Source organism: Colwellia sp. M166, assembly GCF_024585285.1.
In the GTDB taxonomy this organism is placed as follows: domain Bacteria; phylum Pseudomonadota; class Gammaproteobacteria; order Enterobacterales; family Alteromonadaceae; genus Cognaticolwellia.
This window is the reverse complement of the sequence record NZ_CP040755.1, coordinates 453129-476533: the sequence shown is the minus strand read 5'-3', so window position 1 is coordinate 476533 and position 23405 is coordinate 453129. Positions and strand designations below refer to the sequence as shown.

At 38.7% G+C, this 23405-nt stretch carries 23 protein-coding genes and 2 riboswitches; of the genes, 12 read left to right on the top strand and 11 right to left on the bottom strand.

Features of this window, described 5'->3' with window-relative positions; translation table 11 throughout:
- Window positions 1-32: 32 nt before the first annotated feature.
- A complete protein-coding gene (dinG, locus tag FGD67_RS02255) occupies window positions 33-2147 on the top strand; it encodes an ATP-dependent DNA helicase DinG (protein ID WP_257173506.1) in 2115 nt (704 codons plus the stop codon).
- Between the two features lie 121 nt (window positions 2148-2268).
- On the opposite strand, the gene FGD67_RS02250 is transcribed toward dinG, so the two are convergent.
- The 3 genes from FGD67_RS02250 to pdsO form a co-directional block, all read right to left on the bottom strand.
- A complete protein-coding gene (locus FGD67_RS02250; protein WP_257173505.1) occupies window positions 2269-2427 on the bottom strand; it encodes a YqaE/Pmp3 family membrane protein in 159 nt (52 codons plus the stop codon).
- 93 nt (window positions 2428-2520) lie between these two features.
- Window positions 2521-3063: a DUF924 family protein gene (locus tag FGD67_RS02245; RefSeq protein ID WP_257175049.1), complete on the bottom strand. Its 543-nt coding sequence runs from the start codon at window positions 3061-3063 to the stop codon at window positions 2521-2523.
- Window positions 3064-3455: 392 nt separating this feature from the next.
- Window positions 3456-4310: a sortase-associated OmpA-like protein PdsO gene (pdsO, locus tag FGD67_RS02240; protein ID WP_257173504.1), complete on the bottom strand. Its 855-nt coding sequence runs from the start codon at window positions 4308-4310 to the stop codon at window positions 3456-3458.
- Between the two features lie 237 nt (window positions 4311-4547).
- Here pdsO and pdsR point away from each other — a divergent pair, with 237 nt between their 5' ends.
- The 5 genes from pdsR to FGD67_RS02215 all read left to right on the top strand — a co-directional run bounded on the left by pdsR (window position 4548) and on the right by FGD67_RS02215 (window position 9844).
- Entirely contained in the window at window positions 4548-5264 is a 717-nt protein-coding gene (gene pdsR, locus FGD67_RS02235) for a proteobacterial dedicated sortase system response regulator (protein ID WP_257173503.1), read from the top strand.
- A 6-nt stretch (window positions 5265-5270) separates the two neighbouring features.
- A complete protein-coding gene (gene pdsS, locus FGD67_RS02230) occupies window positions 5271-7514 on the top strand; it encodes a proteobacterial dedicated sortase system histidine kinase (RefSeq protein WP_257173502.1) in 2244 nt (747 codons plus the stop codon).
- A 248-nt stretch (window positions 7515-7762) separates the two neighbouring features.
- Window positions 7763-8311: a carboxymuconolactone decarboxylase family protein gene (locus FGD67_RS02225; RefSeq protein ID WP_257173501.1), complete on the top strand. Its 549-nt coding sequence runs from the start codon at window positions 7763-7765 to the stop codon at window positions 8309-8311.
- A gap of 63 nt (window positions 8312-8374) precedes the next feature.
- Window positions 8375-9175 carry a peroxiredoxin family protein gene (locus FGD67_RS02220; RefSeq protein WP_257173500.1) on the top strand — a complete coding sequence of 267 codons (801 nt, stop codon included), beginning with the start codon at window positions 8375-8377 and terminating at the stop codon, window positions 9173-9175.
- A 15-nt stretch (window positions 9176-9190) separates the two neighbouring features.
- Entirely contained in the window at window positions 9191-9844 is a 654-nt protein-coding gene (locus FGD67_RS02215; protein ID WP_257173499.1) for a DsbA family oxidoreductase, read from the top strand.
- A 43-nt stretch (window positions 9845-9887) separates the two neighbouring features.
- Here the strand turns inward: FGD67_RS02215 and FGD67_RS02210 are convergent, their stop codons facing one another.
- The gene (locus FGD67_RS02210) at window positions 9888-10805 is read right to left on the bottom strand and encodes a LysR family transcriptional regulator (protein ID WP_257173498.1); all 918 of its coding nucleotides are present in this window, start codon (window positions 10803-10805) and stop codon (window positions 9888-9890) included.
- 167 nt (window positions 10806-10972) lie between these two features.
- On the opposite strand from FGD67_RS02210, the gene FGD67_RS02205 reads away from it, so the two are divergent.
- On the top strand, window positions 10973-11215 hold the full coding sequence (locus tag FGD67_RS02205) for a DUF2798 domain-containing protein (RefSeq protein ID WP_257173497.1): 243 nt from the start codon (window positions 10973-10975) through the stop codon (window positions 11213-11215).
- A gap of 411 nt (window positions 11216-11626) precedes the next feature.
- On the opposite strand, the gene ribB is transcribed toward FGD67_RS02205, so the two are convergent.
- The 3 genes from ribB to FGD67_RS02190 form a co-directional block, all read right to left on the bottom strand.
- Window positions 11627-12280 carry a 3,4-dihydroxy-2-butanone-4-phosphate synthase gene (gene ribB / locus FGD67_RS02200; protein WP_257173496.1) on the bottom strand — a complete coding sequence of 218 codons (654 nt, stop codon included), beginning with the start codon at window positions 12278-12280 and terminating at the stop codon, window positions 11627-11629.
- Between the two features lie 157 nt (window positions 12281-12437).
- A riboswitch (FMN riboswitch) is annotated at window positions 12438-12614 on the bottom strand.
- Between the two features lie 145 nt (window positions 12615-12759).
- The gene (locus FGD67_RS02195; protein WP_257173495.1) at window positions 12760-13299 is read right to left on the bottom strand and encodes a manganese efflux pump MntP family protein; all 540 of its coding nucleotides are present in this window, start codon (window positions 13297-13299) and stop codon (window positions 12760-12762) included.
- Between the two features lie 29 nt (window positions 13300-13328).
- A complete protein-coding gene (locus tag FGD67_RS02190) occupies window positions 13329-13604 on the bottom strand; it encodes a metal/formaldehyde-sensitive transcriptional repressor (RefSeq protein ID WP_257173494.1) in 276 nt (91 codons plus the stop codon).
- 92 nt (window positions 13605-13696) lie between these two features.
- Here FGD67_RS02190 and dmeF point away from each other — a divergent pair, with 92 nt between their 5' ends.
- Window positions 13697-14602 carry a CDF family Co(II)/Ni(II) efflux transporter DmeF gene (gene dmeF, locus FGD67_RS02185; protein ID WP_373567825.1) on the top strand — a complete coding sequence of 302 codons (906 nt, stop codon included), beginning with the start codon at window positions 13697-13699 and terminating at the stop codon, window positions 14600-14602.
- 159 nt (window positions 14603-14761) lie between these two features.
- Here the strand turns inward: dmeF and queE are convergent, their stop codons facing one another.
- Window positions 14762-15436: a 7-carboxy-7-deazaguanine synthase QueE gene (queE, locus tag FGD67_RS02180; protein ID WP_257173493.1), complete on the bottom strand. Its 675-nt coding sequence runs from the start codon at window positions 15434-15436 to the stop codon at window positions 14762-14764.
- A 69-nt stretch (window positions 15437-15505) separates the two neighbouring features.
- Here queE and queC point away from each other — a divergent pair, with 69 nt between their 5' ends.
- Window positions 15506-16162 (top strand): 7-cyano-7-deazaguanine synthase QueC, encoded by a 657-nt coding sequence (queC, locus tag FGD67_RS02175; RefSeq protein ID WP_257173492.1) that lies wholly within the window; start codon window positions 15506-15508, stop codon window positions 16160-16162.
- 84 nt (window positions 16163-16246) lie between these two features.
- Here the strand turns inward: queC and lysC are convergent, their stop codons facing one another.
- Window positions 16247-17623 carry a lysine-sensitive aspartokinase 3 gene (gene lysC / locus FGD67_RS02170; RefSeq protein WP_257173491.1) on the bottom strand — a complete coding sequence of 459 codons (1377 nt, stop codon included), beginning with the start codon at window positions 17621-17623 and terminating at the stop codon, window positions 16247-16249.
- A gap of 255 nt (window positions 17624-17878) precedes the next feature.
- Window positions 17879-18070, bottom strand: a riboswitch (Lysine riboswitch).
- Between the two features lie 228 nt (window positions 18071-18298).
- Here lysC and FGD67_RS02165 point away from each other — a divergent pair.
- Complete coding sequence (locus FGD67_RS02165) at window positions 18299-19051, top strand: ElyC/SanA/YdcF family protein (protein WP_257173490.1); 753 nt, start codon at window positions 18299-18301, stop codon at window positions 19049-19051.
- A 25-nt stretch (window positions 19052-19076) separates the two neighbouring features.
- On the opposite strand, the gene FGD67_RS02160 is transcribed toward FGD67_RS02165, so the two are convergent.
- The gene (locus tag FGD67_RS02160; protein ID WP_257173489.1) at window positions 19077-19835 is read right to left on the bottom strand and encodes a Nif3-like dinuclear metal center hexameric protein; all 759 of its coding nucleotides are present in this window, start codon (window positions 19833-19835) and stop codon (window positions 19077-19079) included.
- A 57-nt stretch (window positions 19836-19892) separates the two neighbouring features.
- Window positions 19893-20651 (bottom strand): class I SAM-dependent methyltransferase, encoded by a 759-nt coding sequence (locus FGD67_RS02155; protein WP_257173488.1) that lies wholly within the window; start codon window positions 20649-20651, stop codon window positions 19893-19895.
- A gap of 60 nt (window positions 20652-20711) precedes the next feature.
- Between FGD67_RS02155 and gloB the strand changes: the two genes are divergently transcribed.
- Complete coding sequence (gene gloB, locus FGD67_RS02150; RefSeq protein WP_257173487.1) at window positions 20712-21521, top strand: hydroxyacylglutathione hydrolase; 810 nt, start codon at window positions 20712-20714, stop codon at window positions 21519-21521.
- 78 nt (window positions 21522-21599) lie between these two features.
- Entirely contained in the window at window positions 21600-23252 is a 1653-nt protein-coding gene (locus FGD67_RS02145) for a LysM peptidoglycan-binding domain-containing protein (protein WP_257173486.1), read from the top strand.
- Window positions 23253-23405 lie beyond the last annotated feature (153 nt).

The following is a 23405-nucleotide window of genomic DNA, read 5'->3' as shown; positions in this document are numbered from 1 at the left end:
TCATCTATTGTCGATAGGAAACTACAGCGCCGATGTTAAGCGATAAAATTAAGCAAGTTATTAGAAGCTCCTATAAAGCCATAGGTGAAAACCTGACTAACTTTAACCCACGCAAGCAGCAAACATTTTTGATTGCCGAAATCGCTAAAACCCTCGCCGGTGACTACGACAAAGTACGTAAAATTATTACCATTGAAGCCGGCACAGGTACCGGTAAATCATTAGCTTATGCTCTGGGTTCTATTCCATTAGCCTTAAGCCGAAACAAAAAAGTCTGTATCGCTACCGCAACCGTAGCACTGCAAGAGCAACTGGTTGATAAAGATTTACCGTTTTTGAAAAAGCACAGTGGTTTAGATTTTAATTTTACCTTAGCAAAAGGTCGACAACGCTATGTTTGTCGCCAAAAGCTCGCGCTTGCTGTTGCCAATGACGATAGCCCACAAGCCGGTTTTACTTTTGCAGAAAAGCCCCAAGCTAGTGATATTCGCACCTTAAATAATATGCACAAAGCGCTCAATGATAACACTTGGCCAGGCGATATTGATGCTTGGCCAGAGCCGGTAAATCATCATATTTGGCAACAAATACAAGCGGACAAACATAGCTGTTTAAAGCACTTATCAGATCACAGTCATTGCCCTTTTCATAAGGCAAGAGAGACCATGGAAGCGGCTGATGTACTGGTGGTAAATCACAGTTTATTACTGGCTGATTTAGAGCTTGGCGGCGGGAAAATTTTACCGTCTCCAGAAGACACTTTTTACATAATTGATGAAGCTCATCACCTACCAAAGGTAACGCGTGACCACTCTAGCGCCAACTTAACCATTAAGGGAGCCATTGACTGGCTTGGAAAGTTACAAGAAACCGGTGATAAAATCGCAAAATTGGTTAAATCTAATAGTGCAATATCGCCGTCAATAAAACTGGCCGACGATTGCCAAGATATTTTGCTCGATATGCAAAAAGTATTGAGCTTAATCGACAATAATCGCAGCCTATATTTCAATCAATCGGCGAACAGTCATAGTCAATTCCAAGGGCAAAATCAAACCCTACAATACCGTTTTGAAAACGGCATTATTCCTCAAACATTGAAAAATTTAGCTGAAGATTTAACCGATAGTTCAAAGAAGTGTTTAGCGCATTTAAACAAGCTTTATAATTTATTGATGGAGTCGGTTAAAGACGGCGATACCCAGATGTATTTAGCTGAGCCATTATTAGCTGAATCCGGTTTTATGATCCAACGTTTAGAAAATTTTAATGCCTTATGGCAGATGTACGCTAAAACCGATAACGAAAAAGGCGCACCTATGGCGCGTTGGTTAGAGCAAATTGAAGGTAAACGTAGCGACTATCTTATTAGCGGCTCGCCTATCGAAGTGGGCTTTACCTTAGAGGATATGCTGTGGTCTAAATGTGAAGGCGCGGTGTTATGCTCTGCCACCATTTTAGCGCTTAACTCTTTTGATCATTTTCGCCGCCAAGCAGGTTTAAGAAACGATGACGGCAGCCAATATCAAAAAGTCGATTCTCCTTTTGATTACCAAAACAATGCTCAACTGGTTGTGCCGAAAATGCAATATGAACCCAGTGCAGATCAGTTTACCGATGAATTGATTGCCAAATTACCTGAGCAAATTAAACGCGGTAAAGCGACATTGGTGCTTTTTTCGTCCTATTGGCAAATGGATAAAGTGGTTACTGCCCTGCGCGAGAAAACTAAACTCAGTATTTTGGTGCAAGGTGAGCAATCGCGACAAAAAATTATCGAAACCCATAAAGCGCTCTGTGACAAAAAACAAGACAGCATTATTTTTGGTACGCAAAGCTTTTCTGAAGGGCTAGATTTACCCGGTGACTATCTCACCAACGTAATAATCACTAAATTACCTTTTTCAGTGCCATCTTCACCTGTCGAAGAAGCACAAGCTGAATATATTACGGCAAAAGGTGGTAATCCGTTTATGTCTATTTCAGTGCCTGAAACCTCTAAAAAACTCATTCAAGCCACCGGACGTTTACTCAGAAATGAAAAAGATTACGGGGTTATCATCTTAATGGACCGACGTGTGGTCAATAAACGTTACGGCAAAGACCTATTAAACTCCTTGCCGCCATTTAAACGCGTCATTGAATAATTTATAAATCATAGCGAGATAAACATAAACAAATAGCTTTTTGGCCTATTTGCTTAAGATTTTAGAAACCTTAGTGACAGTGCTGACTCGTACTTCTCCTGTTTCATTGCCCGTAAAATTACTATTTGGTGATCAACCATATGGCGTGTAATACCCCGGGAACAAAAAATAACAAAGATAAAATAATATTAATGACTAAATCTTTTCCTACGCCAGACTTGATGAAAACAGCAACAGGTGGCAGTAATATCGCGATAATAATATGGACTAATTTGTTCATCGTTGCTCCCTACATTAATTATTTTTCTTGTCCTTAATTATTAGCACAACGGATAGGGTTTGCTTATTAAAATAATACTTGAGTCTTTATTTATTAAAATGAAGAATTGGGCTGTTGCAGAAAACTATCTTCATCGGCAGTTGATGAACGGCCCAATATTTTATTACGATGCGGGTATCGTCCAAATTTTTTGATGATCTCTAAGTGTTTTATCTCAAACGCCAAACTATTCGCGTTGCCAAGCTTTTCATACAAAGCTAACGCTTGCTGGTGAATAACCATTGATTCACTATGCATAAAAGGTAAGTAAAATAAGCTCCGTTGATTTTCTGCCACTTTCATATCCATGCCTAACGCTATAGCTTCTTGCGCTAACACTAATGCCAATGAATCGCTGGCGAATGATTTAGCCGTATCGCGGTAGATATTACGCGAGAATTGGTCAAGTACAATAATCTCCGCCAAGCGCCCTTTAGGCGTATCTCGCCAGGTAAAAAGTTCGGCTTTATTCGCTGCATTATGCAAGTTGATAAAACGATGCTTAATTTCTTGGTCAAAGGTTAAATCTTTAAGCCACCACTTTTCAGGTAATATTTCATTAAACCAAAAATGCAGTACCTGGTGCGCGGTGATCATAGACATTTTTTCCTTATCATTAAAAGATGAGATAAAGTCAGTGTAGCATTAAGCTCTGCTACACCAGAGCAATTAGACTTTTTAAGACAGTAAATAACCTGAATTCGAGATAAGTAAAACAAAGCAATGGGCAAAGGTATTAGGGGCTGTTGAGCTTTCGAGATTATTTTTGCAGCAAAGATCCCCCTTGCTAAAACAAGAAAAGCCAAGGTGGGAGGCCTTGGCTTTATTAAGCTTTTTTTATCAACGTTATGTTATTTCAATAGCAAGCAATAGCGGTTGGGGACGCCTGCAGCTGGTTAGTTCACCTCCTTACTTTATTAAAACTCGTTAAATAAATAGAAAACCTTATTAACCCAATAGGCTTAAAAACCTAGTAACACGTCTATAAATTAATAATTTTGTGCTGTTTGCGCATTTTCTGACTTAGTTTTATTTGTTGCTACAGCAGTATTTTTTAGTTTAATAACCACTCGACGATCATAAAAGCTGATTTCTTTATCTACCGAGGCAACAACCGGTTGCTGCTCGCCATAAGCAAATAAATTAATTTGCTCTGCCATTACCCCTTGGTCAATCAGTGCGTTTTTAACGGCATTAATACGTGCTAATGAAAGCGCTTGGTTTAACGCTTCACTACCTTGCTTATCGGTATAGCCAGAAAGGTCTAACACTAAATGCGGTGATTGCTTAACAATGCGCGCTAAACTGATAATTTGATCTTGATAATGTGCTTTAATTTCGCTTGAGCCGGTTGAAAACTGTAAGCTCATTAATAAATTTTGTGCTTGCAATAAGCTCGCTGTTTGATAATTCTGCTCTAACGCAAGCAACTCAGCTTGGTAACGCTGCTCTGATGCTGCTATTTCTTCTTTATAACGGGCCAAAGCCATTGTATTGCTTTGCTTTTCTAATAAGTAAGCGGTCGATATGCTTTCAACTTCATCTTCTGCGTTCATATTCTTGGCAATAAGGTTACCCGCTACTCCTGTAACAAATGCGCCAATTGGCCCACCAAAAATGGCCCCAATAACCATACCTGTGCCTAAGCCAATTTCTTCTTTCAGCTGTGCTGCATCTTCTTGCTGAGTTTTTAATTTTGTTGCGCTTTCATAATCATTAGCGAAAACAGGGCTTATGGTTAAGCTTGAAATTAAAGCGGCGCTAATTAACGTTTTTTTCGAAAGATTTTTAACAACATTGTGAGTTGCTTGTGTATTTTTTGCTGTCATTGAATAAGTCATCATCTGAGTACCTCGAGTTAATAATGTGAGTGATATATCTTTACTAACTAATCACTTAATTAGCTTGTTTGTTTTGATGATGCTATTAAACCTTAACAAAACGACCACTTAAGGCCGCAAAAGTGACAATTCGCTGAGCAAATGTGGCAACATTATGGCAATTGCAATAATTAGCAGCTTAAATAGGATTAATTCGATATTATCAAGCTCATATCACCCCCCAAAGGATCAGCAATAATCATGTTAAAACGCATCGCTATCGTCGAAGATGATGCCGCAATCAGAGAAAACTATGCGGACGTTCTACGTTTACAGGGCTACCAAGTGCAAACTTATGCTGATAAAACATCTGCCATGCAAGCTTTTAACCTTCGCTTGCCTAATTTAGCGATTTTAGATATTGGCTTAGCACACGAATACGACGCCGGTTTTGAGCTATGCCAATGGCTACGATCTATGTCGACAACGCTACCGATTATATTTTTAACTGCACGCGATAGTGAAGTTGATACAGTATCTGGCCTGCGCATTGGTGCTGATGATTACCTCACCAAAGATATTAGCTTGCCGCACCTTGCTGCACGTATTGCTGCCCTTTTTCGACGCCAAGATGCACTCGGCAAACCCCAACAAGCTGATCATATGCTCACTATCGGACCATTAACCGTTGATAGTCAACGTATGAGCATTGAATGGCAAGGTCAAAGTGTAGATTTGACCATTACCGAGTTTTGGATGCTATACGCACTGGCTAAGCATCCCGGCCATGTAAAAAATCGTAGCCAATTAATGCAAGATTCCAAAATATATGTTGATGACTCCACCATTACCTCGCATATCAAACGGATACGAAAAAAATTCAGCCATATAGATAGCGAGTTTAATTGTATTGAAACGGTATATGGCATGGGCTATCGCTGGAACCAAAGCCCGGCAGCAATCACACAAGGTCGCTAAGTACAGATGAAAATGAAGTGGCGTTTTGGCTTAAGAAGTAAATTATTTCTATTATCCGGTTTTCTCTTTACCATTCCATGGTTTGGCTATCAGTACGTTTGGGAAATGGAAAAATACCTCAGATATGGCCAAGAACAGACTATTATCGGCACCGCTAGAGCCCTTGCCACTGCGATGCACGAACGTGCTAACTTGTTTAATAACCAAGCGAGCTTTTTACCTAGTGTCGAAAAAGGTAAAGACTTATACAGTTATGGTTTATCTGCCCCCATTCAGCTTGATGGTTTGAATAATGATTGGCCAGATTTCGCCAATAAAGCCCATTTTTATCAGCAAAATAATCAACTTTATCAAAAGCTATCACCCGAGCAATTATCAGTAAACTTCACCGCAGCGGTCGGCACCTATGGTAAGTATTTGTATTTATATTTCGCGGTGATCGACGACAAGGTGATTTATCGTGATAATAATGCCCGTAGTATTACCAATAATGACCATTTAGAATTAGCATTTATTAACCCTGAAGGCATTTTTAGCCGCTTTATTATCAGTAATAAAAATACCGGTTGGATTGACGCCTATCGTATTACTAACCTTGAAAATAACATTCCGGTACCGGCACGACAAATTCAGGGTCATTGGCGTGATACAACACAAGGTTACAATGTAGAAGTACGGGTACCACTGATTGAATTCAACGATAACATCGCCTTTGCTGTTCATGATGTTGATAGTCCATTAGGCACTATTCAAGCTTCTATAGGTTCGGCAGATCCAAGTTCAGCTGAAACCTTAGGGACAATATTAGTGCCCTCACCCGAAATAGAGCGCATTGTTAAAGGCATGAGCTATACCAACTCTAGTATCTGGGTGGTTGATCAACATCACCGGGTATTGGCGACAACAGGCAATATAAAACAGGCTAGCGGTGTTTGGGATAAACGTGTCAACCTCAACAATGAGCGTAGCGACAATGACGATGATAATGTTATTTATAAGGCTTGGCATATCATTGAAAGCAACGTGCTTAAACCGCTTTATGACCGAATGATCAGCCAGCCACCGCGTAATTTTATCGATCAACTCTATGATTCAGAAAACCTTACCGGTAAACATATCGAAAGCGCTTTGACAGGTAAGCCCATGTCACAATGGCGCTTAAGTACCGATCAACAAGCCGTAGTATTATCAGCAGCTTATCCAATATTTATTGATGAACATGTTAAAGGAGCGGTGATTGTTGAAGAAACAACCAATGGTATTCGCACCTTAAGAAATCAAGCACTAGAAAAACTCTTCAGTTCCATTTTGGCCATCATGCTTTTAGGGGCCTTAGCCTTTTTCTTATTTGCTTCACGTATTTCGAACCGCATCAGAACCTTAAGCAATCAAGCAGAAATGGCCATTGATGAACACGGTCGTATTAATGGCAATGTCGACACATCAAATACTAATGATGAAATTGGCGACTTATCACGAAGCTTTTCCACTGCAGTTAACCGCCTTGGTCAATATAATCATTACTTAGAGAATATGTCATCACGCTTATCACATGAATTACGCACTCCAATTGCTGTGGTGCGAACATCACTAGAAACACTCGCGATGCAACAACAAAGTATCAGTAAATTATCCCCAAATGATGACAATTTGACATCGATGATAAATCAGGAACTAACCAATGAAAACCCGTACCTGTCACGTGCTCAGCAAGGTATTGAGCGTTTAAGCTTGATCTTAACCAATATGAACGAAGCCACTCGCATAGAACAAATTCTACAAAACACAGATAAAAGTACATTCGATATTGGCTTAGTGATCAATGGTTGCATGCAGGGCTATCACCTCATTTATCCAGAGATTAATTTTGCTTTTAATGAGATAGCACTCAAAAAGCATTATGTGCTGGGTTCACCAGAGCATATAGCGCAACTATTAGATAAAGTTGTCGCCAATGCGATAGAATTTTCTGAAGATGATAACGTAGTCATTAATTTTGCTCGTGACAGTCAGCAACTTACATTAACTATCAGTAACAATGGTGAACTATTACCCGAACAAATGAATGAACAACTTTTTGACTCTATGGTATCAATCAGGCAAAAGCATAATAACGAGCAGCCTCATCTAGGTTTAGGTTTATATATTGCGCGCTTAATTTGTCAGTTCCATGGTGGGACAATAAAAGCAGTGAACAAGCTAAGCCAACAAGGTGTCGATGTGATAATCAAACTACCTTTGAGTAAATAGAGTTTATCTGGGTCAATTTAAAAAGTGCAATACTAAGATTATTTTTTTACTTTATTTATATTTAAATCAATTAGATGAGTAGCTAAGCACAAATAAACTGAACGATCGTTCAAAAACTAACTTGAACGATCGTTCATACCGCCTTATAGTACACTCATTAGTAAGGGAGTTTTCTCCTTTGCACACATATATAAAGCACTATCAGCTAAGTAAAGCTGGATTAACTATTATTGATTGGAGTAGATAAAATGAAAGAATTTAAATTACATAGCGTCGAGTCAGCACCTGAAAAAAGTAAAGCAATGTTAGCCGGCGCGGTAAAGCAAATGGGCGTTATTCCAAGTTTGTATGCGGTAATGGCTGAATCTCCAGAAATCTTGAAAGCCTACCAAGAGTTACATCAATTATTTACCGCGACTTCTTTCAATGCTGAAGAGCTAACCGTTGTATGGCAAACCATTAATGTTGAACATGAATGTCATTACTGCGTACCAGCACATACCGGTATTGCACATTCGATGAAAGTTGACCCTGCGATAACCGAAGCATTACGTAACCAAGAACCAATGCCAACGGCTAAGTTACAAGCACTTCATGACTTTACTTTGGCGATGGTGCGTGACCGTGGTGCTGTTTCACAAGAGCAAATGATGGCATTTTTTAACGCGGGTTACAGTCAAAAACAAGTATTGGAAGTCATTCTTGGCTTATCTCAAAAAGTCATTAGTAACTATGTCAACCATGTAGCAGATACACCTGTTGACTCAATGTTCAAAGAATTTGTTTGGACAAAGTAATATAAAACGTTAAGGAGTAAATAGTTATTGCCCCACTATTAATACTCATAAGGTAACAACATCATGATGATTTCACTGCTTGGTTTTATGCTGTTGAATATTGCATTAGTCCACTACTTTTATAAGCTAAAGAAGAATCAAACACCTAAGAAGGCTATTTTTCTTATATTTTCGATGCTTATCGGCTCTTTATTGTCGTTATCGGCAATAGCAACAGCATTTACCGAACCGGTATCAAACTTAAACCTCATCGTCGTGGTTATTTTAGCTTTGTTGATATGGTCTACATCGGCAATTTTTAGCTTTTTCCTCGCAACTAAAGCAACGCCAATTGGTGAAATAAAGGTTTCAGTAGGTGAACAAATTTTACCCTTTACAACAGCTAATTTTGATTATGCATCCTTGATGGGAAAAGGTATATTATTGAAGTTTTATCGCGGCTCATGGTGCCCCTATTGCTCAGCAGAATTAATCATGTTTGAACAACTAAAACCCAAACTCGCTGAGTATAATATTGAAATTTTTGCTATCTCAAATGACAGTACGGCTCAACAACAAGCCCATTGTTTACGAGATAATATTTCACATACCTTAATATCAGATGAAGATTTAGCGGTTATTCGTCAATATGGCGTTGAACATCATAAAGCACTTGCTGCCACTGCTGATGACACTATTAATATATTGGGTATTGCAATGCCTTTGCCTTGGAAAATGAAATATCGACCTATGGCTATCCCAACATCTTTGCTTATTGACGAGACAGGAAACATAATTTGGATTGATCAATCAGCAGACTATAGATTACGTGCTAGCGAAGCGGCGCTAATGTCTGCTGTTAAAAACAATTTTTCAATGAAATAATTAAGAGAATAATTTATGAATAATAAAATTAAATTAGACATCATTTCAGATGTTGTCTGCCCTTGGTGTATTGTCGGTTATAACCATTTATCGGCAGCAATTATAGAATTAGGCTTGCAAGATAAAGTGGAAATTGAATGGCAACCATTTGAGCTAAATCCAGATATGCCACCTGAAGGAGAAGAGCTTCGCGCCCATGTGGCAAGAAAGTATGGCTCATCAAAGGCCGATAGTGATCGCGCAAGAGAAAATATCACACAAGCAGGCGCGCAATATGGTTTTAAGTTCAATTATGTCGACGGCATGAAAATAGTTAATACTCTAGATGCTCATATTTTATTGGATTATGCTCACCAATTAGGTTTGCAAACAGCGCTTAAAATGCGCCTTTTCTCAGCCTTCTTTACCGAAAATAAAGATGTATCCGATCGAAACATACTTATTCAAGAAGCGGAAACAGTCGGCATTAGTGCGCAACAATCACAAACCGCATTTGCCGATGAGGAAAACAAAAGTCGAATTAAAGCGAGAATAGCACAGTGGCAAAAAATGGGGGTGAGTGGCGTGCCAACCGTGGTATTCAATCAAACCAGTGCGCTTACAGGTGCTCAACCTCAAGCAACTTTCAAGCAAGTGTTATTGGAACTTGCCGAATCTTTACCTAAATAACTGTACTTCTGAGCCATTCCGCTAACCTGCTTCACTAGATATATTAGCTAAACATGTTAGCCCATAATTGTTCGGGGTCACTGTTCATCCTTGCAAAAATAAGATCTCTAAACGCTACCACACGTGAAGAGATCATTTTTCTATCTGTCCAAACCAGATAAGCCGTCCCTTTTTGACATTCAAGGTCAGGTAAAACAGGTAAAAGTTTAGCTTGCTGAGTTAAATGTTCTAGCGCTACTTTAGGTAACACGCAAATGCCAGCATCAGCTATAGCTGCGCGAATATTAAGCCGTAAGCTATTGATAGTGTATTTCGCTTTAATAGGCACTTTTATCAATTCACCCGCTTCTTTTAATGACCAGTAAGATAAGTTGTTACTTGCCAATAAATGATGATTTATTAATTCTTTAGCATTTCTGGGCTCGCCATAACGCGCTAAATAGCTTGGTGAAGCCGCTAAAGCAAGCTCAGTTTCAAACAAGCGTCTTTGCACTAAATGGGCAGTTCTTGTTGGCACGGTTGCAATAGCTAAATCAATTTTTTCATTAATAAATTCGTCAGTATCTAAAGCAAACTGCACATGAATATTAACCTTTGGATGGGTATTCATAAACTCAATAGCAAGTGGCTGCAAAAAGAAATCGGCAAATGGCTCTGGACAAGAAATTTGAATATCACCGGTCAACTCTCCTTGGCTATTAGATAAACTCGTCCATTGTTGATCAAGCTCGGCAAAAACATGCGCAAACTTGCGATAAACTTCCTCACCAGCATTGGTTAATTGAAAGTTTTTAGCATCACGATGAAGCAGTTTTTCATTTAATTGTGTTTCTAAATGAGCAACCGATCGGGAGACCGTCGGCGCAGATATTCTGGCTTTAATACTAGCAGCAGAAAAACCGCCACATTCAACGGAAAGACAAAACCAATAAAGGTTTGTTATATGCTTGGTATTTATCAATATTATCTCTCTTAATAACTCAGCAAACAGTTTGTTTAATCATACATATTTGTATCTTTAAAGTACATATTTGTAGTTCATTATTATCTATTTTTGAATTCAATGCGAACATTTATAATAGCTTCAATAAATAGCCTAAACGGCTTAATTACTGCACGGAGATACAAATGAAAAAATTTCCAAGAAAATTTCAATATCCCCTCATGGTATCTATGGTACTTCCAACTATGTTGTTCGGTATGTCGGGCATTATGGCTTATCGTAACTTACCTGAAGGGGCTAACTTTTTTAGTGCTTGGGGCACTGCTATTGAACAAATAGTGCCATCTGCTTTGCTATTGTTAGCTGTTGTAGCGCCAACGGTAAGGTTATTCGTGACAAAAGTCTTATTACAACCAGATAAAGCCTAAACAGAATTTTACTTTCATGGCTTGTAAAATTTCAATTAAGAATAACGTTTAAGTACATGGTATGACTAAAAGACTTCATGATAACAAGGTACGCTATTGGCTTTGTAGTGATAGTTTTCAGTTAATTTTTCACTCTATTAATACCAAGTTTATGAAGTTTGTTCTCACTCAGAGCTTAGTAAAATTGGTATAAGATATCTAAGAATTAGCATCTAATAACGCTTATGGTATTTACAATAAAATAAAATGAGACATGAAAAATAGACAAATTGATTGATTGATTGATTGATTGATTGATTGATTGATTGATTGGAAGATTATGACTTATCTGCGATTAAACGCATGCTTTTTAAGATAAAACCACTATTTAAAGTGGCTTTATTAATAAACTAACAACACGCTAATAAAACACTAGAGCGCCTTGTTTAGCTGTAAAGAACGGTATTCAACGATATCTTCAATGCTCAAAACCACCATGTCATGTTTGATAGCAAATTGGCATATTTCAGGTAACCTTGCCATGGTGCCATCTTCATTGGTCAGTTCGCATAAAATTCCTTTCGAATTTAATCCTGCAAGTTTGATCAAATCTAAGGTTCCTTCTGTATGTCCTCTTCTGCCAAGAACACCTTCAGGGTCTGCAAGTAATGGAAATATATGGCCCGGAGTATTAAGATCATTTGCCGTACTATTTTGATCAGCGGCCGCTTTGACCGTTTGCATTCGATCAGCGGCTGAAACACCGGTGGTAACACCTTCTTTCGCTTCAATTGAAACGGTATAAGCTGTTTTATTACGACTGTTATTCACTGATACCATTTGTGGTAGCTTAAGTCGCTTGACATCATTTCCCTCTAATACTAAACAAACGATACCGCTACATTCACGGATCATCATCGCCATTTGTTGTTGAGTAAGATGCTGGGTTGAAAAAATAAGATCACCTTCATTTTCGCGATCTTCATCGTCTACAAGCAGTAGACCTTTACCCGATTGAAGAGCATGTATTGCAGACTCAACCCTTTGAAAGGCTGTGCCAAATTGACTAAGTAGTGACTGACTCATGGTAAAATTCCTCTTAAATTCTCAATGATAAAATTGAGTTACCAGAATCAGGGCGTAAAGAGATACAAAAAATAAATTTTCTGTGAACAAAACGATCCATTTAATGCTCAATTATATCGCGAAAAACGCATAAACTGAGTACTAAAGTAAAAGCTTGTTTTAAACTCTCTCATCCGGACTATGACCGTCGGCTCTGGAGTTACACCAGATCTGCTGACCTCTTTTTGCTAAATAAAACAATAAGAGCGCTCGCGGGCTATCTTAAAATAAATCGGAACTGACTTATGGTTAAGTTACCGCCGGTGGGGAGTTTCGCCCCGCCCTGAGATTAAAACATTATGTATGCGGTTAAATTTCCGCGAGAGAAGTTTACTGACAAATGTGTCAATACACAATTAAATGAGTAAGTTAACAACAAAAATTTTTGAATGAAGGCCTTCCTAGATGAAAGGCTTTAGTGAGATATCAAAATAAACACTTCAGATAAATAGCACTTTTATTCCGATTAAGATCAGTATTATTCCGCCGAGAAGTTCAGCTTTGCTTTCCAAGTAGCTGCCACTTCTAGCGCCAATAATAACACCGAGCCAACTAAACAGAAAAGTAACACAGCCAATAATAAAACTAGCAATAAAGGCATTAACATTTAAAACCGTTAAACTAAAACCTGCGGCCATTGCATCTATGCTTGTTGCAATCGCTAACATTAACATAACGCGATGAGTGACTTTACTGATGTCTTCCTCAATACCTTCTTGAAAAGACTCATAAATCATTTTTATGCCAATAAGTAGTAACAGTACAAAAGCGATTAAGGGCGCGTATGAATCTATCCAACCTAAAACACCGCGTCCGCCAAGGTAACCGATTAAAGGCATAACCCCTTGAAATATCCCAAAGTAAGCAGCAGACATAAAGCCTAACGATACGGTTTTTTTATTGTGTTTTGCGCCCAGACCTATGGAAACAGCAAAAGCATCCATACTTAATGCTATCGCTAAAATAACAACTTCTATCATGGATTATCCTCAACATTAAGCTCTAAAAATTACTTCATGTAACTTTTAAGAATAGTAATCACCTGTTCTATTTCATTTTGCCGTTGTTCTTGGGTAATATCATCTGCGCCTAAATGCTCCCTTAAATGATCCTCTAACACTTCTTTCATCAAGCCGTTTACAGCTCCTTTTAAAGCGGCTACTTGCTGTAAAACTGCCATGCAATCATTAGCCGCTTCTAATGAACTTTCTACAGCAACCGCCTGTCCTTTTATGCGTCTGATTCGGGCTATTAGTTTCTTTTTTCCTGCCTGAGTATGTGACATTACAATATTTCCACTTCAATTATACTAGGGGGGAGTATATACTAAATGTGTTTTTTTCAAAATAAATATTTTTTACTTAAGGAATAAAAGTAGTGAGTAACTCAAATATAAACTGGGACCACTCCCATAATTTCGGCATAGATAATGAAAAGAATACCAGTAAAGTAAAAATCGTTTTTTGGCTTACTAGCATCATTATGGTGCTTGAGATAAGCGCAGGAACATGGTCTGGCTCTATGGCATTACTTGCTGATGGCTGGCACATGGGCACACATTCAGCAGCATTTCTTATTACCATTTTTGCTTATTCATATGCTAAAAAACATGCTAATAATAAGTCCTTTAGTTTTGGCACCGGAAAGGTTAATTATCTTGGTGGTTTTGCTAGTGCTATAGCATTAGCTATTGTTGCCTTAATGATGGTTTTGGAATCTATACAGCGACTAGTTGAGCCACATAACATACAATTTAACGAAGCTATAATCGTGGCTTTTATTGGCCTTGCGGTAAATGTAATTTCCGCCTTTATTTTGCAAGATGAGCACCACCATCACCACGAAGAAAATTCAGACCATCATCATGACCATAACCTAAAAGCTGCTTATCTTCATGTTTTGGCAGACACCTTAACTTCTGTGCTCGCGATCATTGCATTATTAATCGGTAAGTATATCGGCTTGATTTGGCTTGACCCCATTATAGGAATAGTAGGAGCTGTAGTTATTTTTCATTGGTCATTTGGTCTAATTAAAGAATCAAGTACCGTACTTTTAGATAAATCTGTCGATAGCTCAATACTAGATAAAATATCGCTGGCAATGAAAGAGAAAAACACTATTATTAAAGATATCCATATATGGAAAATAGCAAATTCTCACCAAGCTGCCATTCTTTCTGTGTCATCACACGAAGCGTTAGACTTAGATGAGTACAAGCATATCCTCAAGGGATTTCTCCCCAAACTCTCTCATATTTCTATTGAGGTTGTTGACAAATAACGAGTCGTTCAAGCCTTTTACATCGCAAAATATGAATCAGCTGTATTTATACCTTGCAGCATAAATGCAGTTAATCACTTACAGAATATTGTTATGTCTAGGCTTCATAAGCAAAAAAGTAGCGCTAAATAGTAGTAAAACTTACTGTCATAAGAGCGCTTATTCAATACCAATATATTTATGTACTTGCACGGATAAGCGCCAGTTGTTTTCAATACAGGTGGTAATCGCAAGTTCAGTTGCACGTTGTTTTTGGCTGATGGGCTGTAAATAAATTTGTTTATTTTCAACTTGGTGCTGAGCGAGTAATGCTTTTAAGTCAACTACATGTTGTTCAGTTGCCACCGGGTGTTTGATTTCATTTGCGCGTTGCATCGCACTGGCTAAAATTTCATAACCACCACGCATATTCACTTTCGGTGACACCGTAACCCAACATTGTCTTGATACTCTAATTTCAAAAGTGCCGGAGGTTTCAACTTGGCAACTGTAACCTTGGGCTTCAAAATATAAACACAATTCGGTTAAATCCACCATACAAGGTTCGCCACCAGTAATGACAATATGTTTCGCTTTAAAACCTTGCTGAGCAAAGATTGTGGCAATATCATCAAGTGATAAGTTCGACCATTGCTCGGTTTCTTGCGATTTACTTAATAGTTGCTTACTACTAATTTCTAATTCAGGATGAATATCCCAAGTATGTTTAGTATCGCACCATGAGCAACCGACAGGGCAGCCTTGTAAACGGAGAAAGATTGACGGTTGGCCAGTAAAAGAGCCCTCGCCTTGCAGAGTTTCAAACAGTTCATTTATTTTATAACGTGTGGTCATTACTTTAATGCTTAGATAATTTCGAGTAGAATGCGCAAGTTTTCATTATACCTCAAGAGACCTGTAAATATGAGTAATAAAGTCGTAGTAATTTTTTCCGGTGGCATGGATTCATTCACGGTACTTAACCGCGCATTAAAAGACGGAAAAGAAGTCTATGCTTTAACCTTTGATTATGGCCAAAAGCACGTGAAAGAAATTGCCTGTGCAAGTAAAGTATGCGAACAGTTAGGTGTTGCTCATAAAGTTATTGATATTTCGGCAATTAACCAGTTATTAGCCGGTTCATCTTTAACCGATGATATCGACATTCCTGAGGGGCATTACGAAGCCGAAAGTATGAAATCAACGGTAGTGCCTAATCGTAATATGATTTTATTGTCATTAGCGGTGGGTTATGCCGTGTCGGTAAAAGCGTCACAAGTTTATTATGGCGCTCATTCGGGCGATCATGCTATTTATCCCGATTGTCGACCTGAGTTCGTGATGAAAATGAACGATGTTTGTCAAATTGCCAACTATGAAGCCGTTGAGATTTTCAGCCCATATTTAACCGATACTAAATCTGACATATTAACTGATGGCTTAAAAATGGGCCTGAGTTATGAAAATACTTGGACTTGTTACAATGGTCGAGAAAAGGCCTGTGGAAGATGTGGTGCCTGCCAAGAGCGTTTAGAAGCCTTTGCTGATAACAAAACTACCGATCCTTTAGCTTACGAATAAAGCTAATCACACAATAAAATAACTAGTGAAAAGGCCATCAATATGGCCCTTTTTGCTTTCATTATTTATCTCATAGCCTAGCAGTTATTGCATAAATAGTGTCTCGTGCAAGCGCTCAACAACCTGATTCGCATCAGCCTCTGGTACCAGAAAACACAGGTTATGGTTACTCGCGCCATGACAGATCATACGGATATTAAAGTCATTCACCTTGTCGAAAATACTGCTACCCACACCTTTCGTACCGTGAATTTTATTCCCGATCACCGCAATTAGACTTAAGCCATGTTCGACACTGACTTCACAAAGTTGTTCTAACTCTTCCACAACCGCTTGAGTTAATAAGGCTTGCGTTGAACCGTGTGGATTATCAAAAGTTAGCGCGACACTGATCTCACTAGTGGTAATTAAATCAACACTGAGTTGATGTTTTGCCAAGACAGTAAATACTTTCGCTAAAAAACCACTGGCATGTAGCATTTGTGGACTTTTTACCGTCACTAGCGTCTGCTCACGCCGCAGGGCAATTGAACGATATGTTGGACTAGACTCTACATGACGTTGAATGCGTGTACCACCGGCTTCTGGCTCTTTACTTGAACCAACGAATACCGGAATATCTTGGCGCATAGCAGGAATAAGCGTAGCAGGATGGAGGATTTTAGCGCCAAATGTTGCCATTTCAGCGGCTTCACCAAAGCTTATTTCGTTAATTGAGCGTGCTTGTTCAGTAATACGCGGATCAGTGGTAAAAATACCGACTACATCAGTCCAAATACTTAAGTTGCTGGCTTGCAATGCTTCAGCTAAAAGTGCTGCACTATAATCAGAGCCACCTCGACCTAGCGTGGTGGTGTTGCCCTGTTGATCACTACCAATAAAACCTTGAGTAACGATAATTTGGTCTGCTAATTGTGGTAAAAGCAACGCCTGAGCATTGCTCGCTAGTTGTGTTAAATCAACTTGTGCTTTGCCATAAAGATCATCAGTTTTCATCACTTGACGAACATCAAAATAATGACCATTAACACCAACGGTTTGTAATACTTGTGCAAAGATGCGCGAACTTAATTGTTCGCCAAAACTTAGAATTTGATCACTATTTTGCAAGCTAAAGGCTGTTGCTTGTTTTTCTGCGCAAATTGTTAAAGCCTTTAAAAGTTCGGCAATTTCTAGATCTAAATTTGCTTGGCAAGTTAAATGCTGTGTGATAGCAAACTGAATGTTACCAATAGCGCTAATGATTTCTTCCCGTTCAGTTTCGGCTACATTTTCTTGGCTCAATCGTACTAATTTATTGGTTACACCGGCACTTGCTGAAACAACAACGACACGATTACAGGCATCGTTTTTAATAATATGCGCGCAACGCATCATGGCTTGGTAGTCAGCGACACTGGTGCCACCAAATTTTGCAACGGTTATTTCACCAGTCCTTGCTTTACTAACGACTACTGACATGCAAGTTCTCCATGCGATTGAACATTTGAATAACAGAAATTAGCCAAAAGTATGTGGCTAGATAGATATATCACTAAAGACCGACTAATACGGCTTGTAAGATGAGATGTTAACATAAAAATTCTCCCTAATAGCGAGCTAATACTTGATAGTTGTAAAATAAATCAAATATAAAAAGCTAATAATAAACAGGAAGAGCATGACTGAGTGTAGAGCGAATAAGGTTAAAAAAACCGGAAATTCAGGCGGTACTATTCAGCCAGAAGCTCTCCACCCAAACCTAGAAAAACACTTGTGTTTCTAGCGGTGACAGCCCTAAGGATTCAGCCTTAGTGACCGAATGCGATATGCCCCATATCAACATTCTCGGCAATTGTCCCCCTCAATAACAGTCCAAGGATGGGGTCCTCATGTTACTTACCTGGCAATTGCACCTCTTCTGGTGTGAAAGTTAGTATAATTACTCATAAACATTAGATTTATAATGTTATTATAAAATAGTCGAGTAAAAATTCTAATTTTCAACTCAGCTATTAAACCCTATCTAAATTAAAATATCAACAGACTTTTAGACGTCCAAAGATTAAGTTAATTAGCTGCTGATACCGCCTCACATAATTGCTATGCTTGAACAGAAAACAACTTAAAATCAATTATTGCTTTGGAATGAATAACATGGATTTATTTTTACTGAAAAAGATTATCAGTTTTATGCTGATGCCATTGAGCATTATTTTATTACTTTTATTTATCGCTATAGTTTTTTATCGTCTGAAACCTAAACTCAGTTTTTGGTCATTATTGCTCGCCACCACACTACTATTTTTCAGTAGTTTTCCACCGTTGTCAGACACCTTAATGACACCATTAGAAGATAACTACCCTGCTTTTACTAAAAGCGTAAAGCCGGTTGATTATATTATTATTTTAGGCGGAGCTCATAGCTCTGCAGAAGGTTTACCTGCAACAAGTCAATTAAAGTCTAGTTCGCTTGAAAGATTAGTTGAGGCGGTGCGTATTTATCACTTACACCCTGAGGCACAAATAATAACCTCAGGTTATGCTAGCGATGATGAGAGTTCAAATGCAGAAAAAGTTAAACAAGCTGCCATTATATTAGGTATACCTAAACATAAAATACTGACAGAAAATTTTCCACAAGATACCGAAGAGGAAGCGCAACTTATCGCACCAAGAGTATTAAATAGAAATGTTGTGCTAGTCACTAGTGCCAGTCATTTACCTCGCGCTATGGCGTATTTCAAAAAGTATGGCGTTAACGCAATACCAGCTCCTGCAAGCCCTTCGGTGAAAAACAACGGGCAAGTAGCTTGGCCATATTACCTGCCTCATGTGAAAACACTACAACAAACCACTGGCGCTTGGTATGAAACACTAGGCCGGATCGTGCAATGGTTTAAAAGCTAACCGATATTAAATAACCGATAGCTATCTATGCGGGATTATCAATATCGATAAATTTAGCATCTACTGGCAGATGTTGATTAAAGTAATCTGCCAGTGCTTTTGCCCCGTAACGCTCGGTGGCATGATGACCCGCACAATAAAAATGAATGTCCATTTCGCGGGCAATATGCGTTGTTTGTTCAGACACTTCGCCACTTATAAAGGCATCTATGCCCTGTTCAGCAGCTAATTCAATATAGTTTTGACCACCGCCACTACACCAAGCAACCGTTTTAATTATTTTGTTTGATGGCGGTGCAATGTGCAGACAAGTACGATTAAGCTTGGTGTTAATCCGTTGCTCCAATGCTTGGGCGCTTAGCGCTTGTGAAAACTCTCCGCGCACAGCTACACTGAAGTCGTTACCTGCTTCTAGTGGTTTAACGTTTTCGATAGCAAACAATTTAGCTAATTGTGCGTTGTTACCTAGCGTTGGATGAATATCTAACGGCAAGTGATAGGCAAATAAATTAATATCATGATCTAACAAGGCCTTAATACGCTTATGTTTCATGCCTCGAATGACATAACTTTCATTCTTCCAAAAAAAGCCATGATGTACGACTAACGCATCAGCTTCTTCCACAATCGCTTGTTCAATTAACGCTTGGGTTGCGGTTACACCGGTAATAACTTTGGTTATTTTTTCACGGCCTTGGATCTGTAAGCCATTTGGACAGAAATCTTTGATCTGTTCAGGCTTTAATAAAGTGTTTAAATATTTTTCGAATTCATGAAGATGCATGGCTTAATTTTGACCTTAAATGACACGTTATTATTGAGTAATGCGTAAATATGCTCATTACTTAGTTAATTTGTTTATTTTTCTTGATGAGTTCATCGTTGGTACTTTTACCGGCTCAAAGCGCGGCCTTAGCTGCCATTTCGCTTTAATAGGCGTTAAAGGTAATACCCGCTTTTTCGCAACAATGACATAAACAGAGCCTAAGCTTGGGAAATAACGGTCAGCTAACTTACGCCAATGTTCACTGATAAGCCCAGAGCTGGTTTGTCCGGATAACGATGAGTGTAAGAATCGTCGATCGAGTTGGATTTCAAAGCCCATTAAATGTAGCCAATCTTTCACTCGCATCGGCGAGAAAAACCTTTCATTCCAAGGGCTTTGTTTACGTCGATAAGGCACAAACTTATTTAGCCCAACGAGACTAAAAGGGTTGAAGCCGGTGATCACTAAATAACCATTTGGGATCAATACTCGATTAGCTTCACGCACAACATGATGTGGATCTAATGAAAACTCTAACGCATGTGCCAGTAAACACACATCAACGCTATGCTCTTGTAGTGGTAAGTCATCTATCTCTGCAACAATATCACTGTTTTCATGCTGACTCGTTAACGTTAACTGGTGCTTGATCAGACTTTTCTCACTATCAATACCACCACTTAAGGCGCCAATTTTTAGCATATGATAGCCAAAAAATTTCGGCCACCAAGGCGCTAAGGTTTGATTTATATTAGCAACAATCAATTCACCATTAGGCAAATGTTGCCATGATATAGGATGATAGGGATGCCTAAACGCAAGTGCTGGCTTCATTATATTAAACGTAAGAAAAAATGAGTATAATCATAACTTCAGTATACTCAGGAGCCGCACATGCTGCAAAGTCAAAGCACCACTAATATGAAAGTTTCTATGATAAAGGCCTTTTCAGATAATTATATTTGGGCCATTTCATCAAATTTAGCTAACAGTATGGCCTTAGTGGATCCCGGCGATGCTGATGCTTGCATCGAGTTTATTGAGCAACAACAGCTGCAATTATCGACTATTTTAATCACCCATCATCATGCTGATCACGTTGGCGGCATTAATAAATTAGTCGCTTATTGCCAGAGTAAGCAATGGCCATTAACCATTTATGGCCCTGAAAGTGAAAATATCCCACATTGTGATATTGCGCTCAATGAAAGTCATACCGTGAAATTAGCTGATTTAGACTTTGAATTTGAGGTAATTGATCTTCCAGGGCACACCAGTGGTCATATTGCTTATTTATCACAGGATAATTTATTTTGCGGCGACACTTTGTTTTCTGGCGGTTGTGGTCGACTGTTCGAAGGCACCCCGAACCAAATGCTAAGCTCTTTGGAAAAGCTCAGCGCGCTACCTGAACGTACACACGTTTATTGCGCACATGAATACACTCTAGCCAACTTAAACTTTGCCCTCACCGTCGAGCCTTGTAATAGTGAATTAGTGCATTATTACAACCAAGTGCTGCAAAAACGTGAGCAAGACATTGCCACTATTCCAAGCTCTATTATGCTGGAAAAGAAAATCAATCCATTTTTACGCTGCGATAAAGACAGTTTAATGACCAGCGCCAGTGAATTTAGTGGTGATGAGGTTAATGATAAATTAAAAACCTTTAGCATTATTCGTGCTTGGAAAGATAATTTCTGATGCTTTTTATCGTGCAATTCTTGAATAAGCACACTAAATAAGTGACACTGACGGCAAGTAAATTTAAAAAGACACTGCATGAAGTACCTAACATTATCTATCGCAACCGTTCTACTATTGTCCGGTTGCCAATCAATTTTAAATCAAACTGACTCGAATAACCTTGAAACTAATGCAGAAAATCAAGCACTAGTGGATGTAGCCTCAGCAGCAGAAATCAATCAGGCCTTACTGATGGATGAAGCCATAGATGTTATTCACCCGATTGCTGATGGCAATATTGACCTAGGCAATGATGTTCAAGAAGACTATTTGTCTAATGATGTTTGGCAACGTATTAGAAGTAAACTTGAGTTCAGCATACCTGAAAACCCACGTGTTGCTAGTCAACGAGCCTGGTTTATAAAGCATCCCAGTTATTTAAATCGTGTCGCAAAACGTGCAGAGCCTTTTTTATATTATATAGTAGAAGCATTAGAAGCTAACGATATCCCTGTCGAAATTGCCTTACTGCCTATTGTTGAAAGTGCTTTTGATCCCTTCGCCTACTCGCATGGTCGTGCATCAGGTATGTGGCAGTTTGTACCAGACACAGGCAAACGTTTTGGTATGAAACAGAATTGGTGGTATGACGGACGACGCGATGTTGTTGCCTCAACTCAAGGTGCGATTAAGTATCTAAAGTATTTACATAAATTTTTTGACGGTGATTGGATGCTCGCCCTTGCAGCCTATAATTCTGGTGAAGGCCGTGTACAACGTGCAGTTAGAAGTAACAAAAAGAAAAATCGCCCTACTGACTTTTGGTCTTTAGACTTACCAAAAGAAACCCGTGCCTATGTGCCTAAATTATTAGCCCTAGCCGATATCGTCAAGCGTAGTGATGAATTTAAAATAAAACTGCATAAAATTGATAATAACGCAGTGCTCAGTCAAGTAGATATTGGCTCACAACTGGATTTAGCAAAAGCAGCACAATTAGCACAATTATCATTAACCGAATTGCAACGTCTTAATCCCGGCTTTAATCGTTGGGCGACAGATCCTGACGGGCCACATTACTTACTACTACCAAATCATAAAGTGGCAGCATTTCAACAAGGCTTAGCAAAACTTGCGAAAAAAGACCGTTTAGCTTGGCAACGTTACAAAATAAAAAATGGTGATAGTTTAGGCAAAATAGCACAAAAATTTAATACCGAGATTGCCTTAATAAAACAAGTTAACAATGTTAAAGGTAATCAAATTAGAGCAGGAAAATTTTTATTAATTCCTGTAGCAACAGCTTCTTTAGATAGTTATTTGTTATCACAAGACCAACGTTTAGCAAAAACACAAAATAAAGTACTTGCTGGTGAAAAACGTATTCATATTGTTAAATCCGGCGATACACTGTGGGACATTAGCCGTGCCTATAAGGTTTCAACGCGTAGCATAGCAAAGTGGAATGGTATGGCGCCAAGAGATACCATTAAGCCAGGACAAAAACTGGTTATTTGGCAAAAAGCAAGCGTGAAAAAGTTAGCTTCAAACAGTCAAAGGCCCAGCGAGCAAGCGATAATGCGTAACATTAATTATCGGGTTCGCAAAGGCGACTCTTTTGCCCGTATCGCCGATAAGTTTAATGTTTCCATTACTGATATTGAGCGCTGGAATAGTCTGAATCGTAAGAAGTATTTACAACCGGGACAAATGTTAAAGCTATCGGTAGATGTTACTAATAACATTTAACGCACTAATTATATATTTAATGCTTACCAAATCTTTGTACATTGAGTAATCATTACAAAATTAGAAATGAAAAACGCTAACTTTGTTAGCGTTTTTTTTGTCCTGAATTTGAAATTGCCTACTATTTTGAGGAGTTACCTCATAGCTTTTATT

Excerpts from the sequence above, each read along its gene's own strand:
- FGD67_RS02145 (WP_257173486.1), top strand. The coding sequence starts at position 21,600 with ATGAAGTACCTAACATTATCTATCGCAACCGTTCTACTATTGTCCGGT.
- queC (WP_257173492.1), top strand. The coding sequence starts at position 15,506 with ATGAGTAATAAAGTCGTAGTAATTTTTTCCGGTGGCATGGATTCATTC.
- FGD67_RS02225 (WP_257173501.1), top strand. The coding sequence starts at position 7,763 with ATGAAAGAATTTAAATTACATAGCGTCGAGTCAGCACCTGAAAAAAGT.
- FGD67_RS02195 (WP_257173495.1), bottom strand. The coding sequence starts at position 13,299 with ATGATAGAAGTTGTTATTTTAGCGATAGCATTAAGTATGGATGCTTTT.
- pdsR (WP_257173503.1), top strand. The coding sequence starts at position 4,548 with ATGTTAAAACGCATCGCTATCGTCGAAGATGATGCCGCAATCAGAGAA.
- queE (WP_257173493.1), bottom strand. The coding sequence starts at position 15,436 with ATGACCACACGTTATAAAATAAATGAACTGTTTGAAACTCTGCAAGGC.
- dinG (WP_257173506.1), top strand. The coding sequence starts at position 33 with ATGTTAAGCGATAAAATTAAGCAAGTTATTAGAAGCTCCTATAAAGCC.
- pdsS (WP_257173502.1), top strand. The coding sequence starts at position 5,271 with ATGAAAATGAAGTGGCGTTTTGGCTTAAGAAGTAAATTATTTCTATTA.
- FGD67_RS02190 (WP_257173494.1), bottom strand. The coding sequence starts at position 13,604 with ATGTCACATACTCAGGCAGGAAAAAAGAAACTAATAGCCCGAATCAGA.
- ribB (WP_257173496.1), bottom strand. The coding sequence starts at position 12,280 with ATGAGTCAGTCACTACTTAGTCAATTTGGCACAGCCTTTCAAAGGGTT.
- FGD67_RS02220 (WP_257173500.1), top strand. The coding sequence starts at position 8,375 with ATGATGATTTCACTGCTTGGTTTTATGCTGTTGAATATTGCATTAGTC.
- lysC (WP_257173491.1), bottom strand. The coding sequence starts at position 17,623 with ATGTCAGTAGTCGTTAGTAAAGCAAGGACTGGTGAAATAACCGTTGCA.
- FGD67_RS02160 (WP_257173489.1), bottom strand. The coding sequence starts at position 19,835 with ATGCATCTTCATGAATTCGAAAAATATTTAAACACTTTATTAAAGCCT.
- FGD67_RS02245 (WP_257175049.1), bottom strand. The coding sequence starts at position 3,063 with ATGATCACCGCGCACCAGGTACTGCATTTTTGGTTTAATGAAATATTA.
- gloB (WP_257173487.1), top strand. The coding sequence starts at position 20,712 with ATGCTGCAAAGTCAAAGCACCACTAATATGAAAGTTTCTATGATAAAG.
- FGD67_RS02215 (WP_257173499.1), top strand. The coding sequence starts at position 9,191 with ATGAATAATAAAATTAAATTAGACATCATTTCAGATGTTGTCTGCCCT.
- pdsO (WP_257173504.1), bottom strand. The coding sequence starts at position 4,310 with ATGATGACTTATTCAATGACAGCAAAAAATACACAAGCAACTCACAAT.
- FGD67_RS02165 (WP_257173490.1), top strand. The coding sequence starts at position 18,299 with ATGGATTTATTTTTACTGAAAAAGATTATCAGTTTTATGCTGATGCCA.
- FGD67_RS02155 (WP_257173488.1), bottom strand. The coding sequence starts at position 20,651 with ATGAAGCCAGCACTTGCGTTTAGGCATCCCTATCATCCTATATCATGG.
- FGD67_RS02250 (WP_257173505.1), bottom strand. The coding sequence starts at position 2,427 with ATGAACAAATTAGTCCATATTATTATCGCGATATTACTGCCACCTGTT.
- FGD67_RS02205 (WP_257173497.1), top strand. The coding sequence starts at position 10,973 with ATGAAAAAATTTCCAAGAAAATTTCAATATCCCCTCATGGTATCTATG.